This is a genomic window from Paracoccus sp. PAMC 22219 (assembly GCF_000787695.1).
Taxonomy (GTDB): Bacteria; Pseudomonadota; Alphaproteobacteria; order Rhodobacterales; family Rhodobacteraceae; genus Paracoccus.
The window spans coordinates 1-2,886 of sequence record NZ_BBPH01000169.1; the positions used below are offsets into that span (position 1 = coordinate 1).

Annotated in this window: 1 protein-coding gene; it reads left to right on the forward strand. The window is 54.1% G+C overall.

All coding sequences use genetic code 11. The features are described 5' to 3' along the window. Positions 1 to 442: 442 nt before the first annotated feature. Entirely contained in the window at positions 443 to 2,677 is a 2,235-nt protein-coding gene (locus TY51_RS16775) for a PAS domain-containing sensor histidine kinase (protein WP_081995193.1), read from the forward strand. Positions 2,678 to 2,886: the final 209 nt, after the last annotated feature.

Sequence of the window (2,886 nt, forward strand, 5' to 3'; positions counted from 1 at the left end):
TCAGTGGTTTCGATGGGTCGCTTGTTGCCTTATGCCTGGGCGCATGGCCGACGTCTTTTTCCGATCCGCCACTATCGGACATTCGGACGTCCGCAGAGCATACCAAGCGAGGGTGCTTCATTTACGCCTGTGTCCATGTTTCTCTCTCGGTCTATGATCGTCATAAGTCCCTTGTTTGGTGGCTGTTCCGAACGCGGATGTCCGTGACGCGGCACTGGCGGCAAGGCACCAGCTCCCATAAGGTTAGACAAATTGACGCCTTCCATCAACCCGAGGGTGAAATCAATTGATCTTCTCCTTGATCAGGATGCATGATCTGGATCTTCTGGTTCAGATCACTGCTTTAGATCTAAGGTGGCTGCGGTGCCGCCGAGGACCCTGAATTGTAATAAATTATTGATAGAATTGATTATAATAATGCCGATGGCTCAGTAGGAACTCCATGGATCATCGTGATGAACTTCGTCTTCTTCGGGGCGCTTGCGCTGCAAGCCGGACCGGTGCCTGGAGTTATCGGCTTGATGAGGATGTCGTGGAATGGACGCCACTTCTCTACGAGCTGTTTGCTCTTTCTGAAGATACGGAGCTGACACTTGAGGTGGCGCTATCTTTCTATGTCGGCAGCAGTCGTGAGCGCGTTTCAAAGGCGGTTCAGCGATGTCTGAGTGAGGGTGCGCCTTGGAATCTGGATGTCCAGTGCCGTTCTGTCACCGGCAGAATGTTCTGGGCCCGGACTATCGGTGAGGCCTTGGTCAACGAAGGGCGGGTTGTCGCACTTCAGGGCGCATTTCAGGATATCACGCGAGAGCGTCGTGCCGTTGACGATCAGGAGCGTGCGCAAGCGGAACTGGCGTTCGTTTTGCGCACGATGCCAGATGGTTTTTTTCTGCTAGATAGCGAATGGCGTTTCAGCTTCGTTAACGCGGCCTCTGAGCAACTCATGCGCCGGAACGCCGAAGATATCGTAGGATGCTCCATCTGGGACGAGTTTCCAGGCACGCGCGGTTCGATCATCGAAGAGACATATCCCCGCGTCAAGGACACGGGTACGTCGCAATCCATCCAGACATATTTCCAACCTTTGGAGGCTTGGTTCGACATCTCCGTTCATCCGGCGCAGACTGGTATCGCCGTTCACTTTAGCGACGTAACGCAAGAGGTGGGGGAGCAGCGCGATCTCCGGTTATTCAGGACAGCTATTGATGCCATGAACTCGGGAGCAATCCTGCTTGAGCGTCACACCGACGATATTACCTCTTGGCTTATTACGTATGCCAACAAAGCCGTCTCGACCCTCTGGAAGACAGGTCATCATTTCTTAGTCGGGCAGGAATTTGGCAGGATTACTAGGAACGCGACGTTCTCTCCTGAGCTGAGTGCGATCCAGAACTCTCTTGTCAGCTTGGATCTGTGTGAATTCGAGCTCATTCTTGACAGGTTTGGACACGAGCAGATCTTCGACGGTGTCGCCGTTCCATTGACCGGAACCAACAATCACTGCGCGCACGCGGTCATCATTATGGATGATGTGACCGAAAGACGTCGCATGAATGAGGAGCGTCACCGCAGCGAGAGACTTGCGTTGATCGGTCAGATGGCGGGAGGGGTCAGCCACGACTTCAATAATCTACTGGCCGTCATTTTGGGGAACATCGAACTGCTTGAACTTACTGACAATAAACAGGAAGCAGCGATCTTGGTCGGGGAGGCGCGTGATGCCGTCATGCGCGGCAAGGCCCTAAATGACAGTCTATTGGCATTCGCAGGCAAATCCCGGCTGAAACCGCAGACCGCCGATCTCGGCACCTTCATGCGTTCACTGGTACCACTCGTCCAGCGTGCAATACCATCTCGCATCACGTTGGAAATCATCATCTCGGAGGCCTTGCCACCTGTTCTGATCGACACGGCGATGGCCGAAAGTTGCTTGCTCAATGTGGTGATCAACGCCCGTGAATCCATCATTGGGAATGGCACGATACGGATCAGACTGGATGCCAGCCAGCATTCCAATCCTAACGGAGAAGGATCTCAGACATGGGTGCGACTTGCGGTAGAAGACACCGGCTGCGGAATTCCGGACCAGCTTCGCCAGCATGTCTTCGAACCCTTCTTCACGACCCGCAGTGTAGGCCAAGGATCAGGCTTGGGTTTGTCACGTGTCCGCGGCTATTTAGAGCAGATAGGGGGCTTTGTTACGCTCTCCAGTGCGGTCGGTGAGGGCACGACCGTTGCCATGTTCTTTGCGGTGTCGCCAGTCGATACACGCGATCCAGATACCCGAGATCCTGAAAGCTCCTTGGAGCGCATCAGAAAGCTCAAGGCCCTGGTGGTCGACGATACGCCGGCTGTATCGCAGGTTATCGCGAGAATGCTCAACTCCCTCGGGTGTTCGACGCTTATCGCCAGCAATGGGGGTGAAGCTCGGGACATCATCATGAGAGAAGCTGATCTTGATATCGTTATCAGCGACGTGGTCATGCCCGGAGAAAATGGCGTAGAGCTTGCCCGCTCCATCTCGATTATGCGACCTGATGTCCGGATTGCGCTGATGTCCGGATATACGCAGGACGATTTTCTGGACACATATAGTCCGAGCGGCATAGCGTTTTTTTCAAAGCCTGTTAGCCGCGCGCAGTTGATGCAGTTCGTTCGATCGAGCTCCACTACCCCATAAGATGATCATAGGTCTCTCAAAGCCAGTCCCTCTATAGGGTACTGTGACAACTCACGACTTACCGAAGGTGCTTGATGACAGGTCCAGCCTAAGTGCCGCGCTTTCCTTGGAAGACGGCTGTGTAGCGCTGGTGGTTATCAAATGCGAAGCGCTAACGCATTGCCGTTTCCAGAAACGATTTACTCACTACTCAGCCCCGGCCGCCGCCG